This is a genomic window from Collinsella sp. D33t1_170424_A12 (assembly GCF_015554865.1).
GTDB lineage: Bacteria > Actinomycetota > Coriobacteriia > Coriobacteriales > Coriobacteriaceae > Collinsella.
On the sequence record NZ_JADNJJ010000162.1, the window covers coordinates 1 to 1,311 of the forward strand.

The following is a 1,311-nucleotide window of genomic DNA, read 5'->3' on the forward strand; positions in this document are numbered from 1 at the left end:
TTCATGCAGCTCGCGCTTTCTCGCGTGTCCTACACGCACCCCGCAGCTCAAGACCCCATTTTGAATACCGTGACCATCGCCTTCGCGCAGGGCTGGACCGGCCTGCTGGGCGACAACGGATGCGGCAAGTCGACGCTCGCCCGCGTCGCCTGCGGCTTCTGGCGGCGATTTCCCTCAAGAGACGCGCTGACCGCATCGCGAGCACCGTTGACAGAATCAGATCAAGGCGAATCGCTCGTGTCGAGAAATCTTGGTAGAATCGAAAAAAGTGGTGCCAAATCAAGGAGCATCAATGTTGTCGACCGCCATCCATAGGACAACGAACGCCAGGAGTCTGACCCGCCAGTCGGCGGGCAGAGCCAGGAATAAGAGCGTCGTCCTAGGGAGTCAACATGGGAAACGATCGCAACGCTTCTAAGTCGATAATTTCTCGAAAAAGCTTTCTTTGCACAGCAACCCTGAGCGCTTTAGGCCTCATTGCTGGAATCGCAGAACCGCCGTCTGCCTTCGCGAATGAAGGTGGCATTCCCCAACATGCCAATAGCGCTGAATTCGAAATCGTCCCCGAAGAAGAGATCAATCGTCTCTGGGAAAGCGCCTTGGAGAAAGCTTGTGGTCAACGCGACAGTGACCCTGAGAAACACCATTGGACTGGCTCAGAGCTTCAGGCTTTTCGGTGAATTCGGGCCAACAGGGGGAAACTTCCTAAAAGCCTCCTATATATAGCCGCAGATAGGACGCACACATGAATCTTCAGGAACTTCTTGTTGTTGCATCGCTGACGATACCGCTAGCGCTATTCTTGGCAATCACCCTAATCGCCATTTACGCAATCGTCAGAAAGGCTATAAGGGACGAGTTGCGACGCCGCTAGGTCAAGTTGACCCACAGCAACAGGGATTTTGATTGGACGAGGCGGCGATGCAGCACACTAAAAAACCCAGAAACGCAGCCTCCTTTTTAGCGACCCGCTGATGCGAAGCGCGAATTGCACGCCGCAGTCCTTAATCGGGTACGACGGAAGCGGTGCCAGCGAAGCTCGCGGGTTGTTAAGCGGTCACGGGCGGCGCAAGGTACGAGCGATTAGAAAGAGGGTTATAGGACAAAAAATGTGTCCAATTCTGGGCCGTCTACGCAGGTAGGCGGCCCTTTCTCATGACTTTATAACTCGCCACCGGTTATAAGCACTCGGACAAAATGTGTGTCCGCTAGACGGACGTATCCGCAGGTAGATACCCTCTTTCAGACGCCTTAAAAACCGTCTGCGGGAGGTCCGCCGTGAAGTCCGTGAAATGCCCGTCCTGCGGGGCG

Annotated in this window: 2 protein-coding genes; both read left to right on the top strand. The window is 54.8% G+C overall.

All coding sequences use genetic code 11. The features are described from left to right. A partial coding sequence (locus I2E26_RS09110; protein ID WP_370551465.1) for an ATP-binding cassette domain-containing protein occupies window positions 1-315 on the top strand: 315 nt, incomplete at its 5' end. Window positions 316-392: 77 nt separating this feature from the next. Then, a complete protein-coding gene (locus I2E26_RS07110; protein WP_195420175.1) occupies window positions 393-680 on the top strand; it encodes a hypothetical protein in 288 nt (95 codons plus the stop codon). Window positions 681-1,311: the final 631 nt, after the last annotated feature.

Excerpts from the sequence above, each read along its gene's own strand:
- I2E26_RS07110 (WP_195420175.1), top strand. The coding sequence starts at position 393 with ATGGGAAACGATCGCAACGCTTCTAAGTCGATAATTTCTCGAAAAAGC.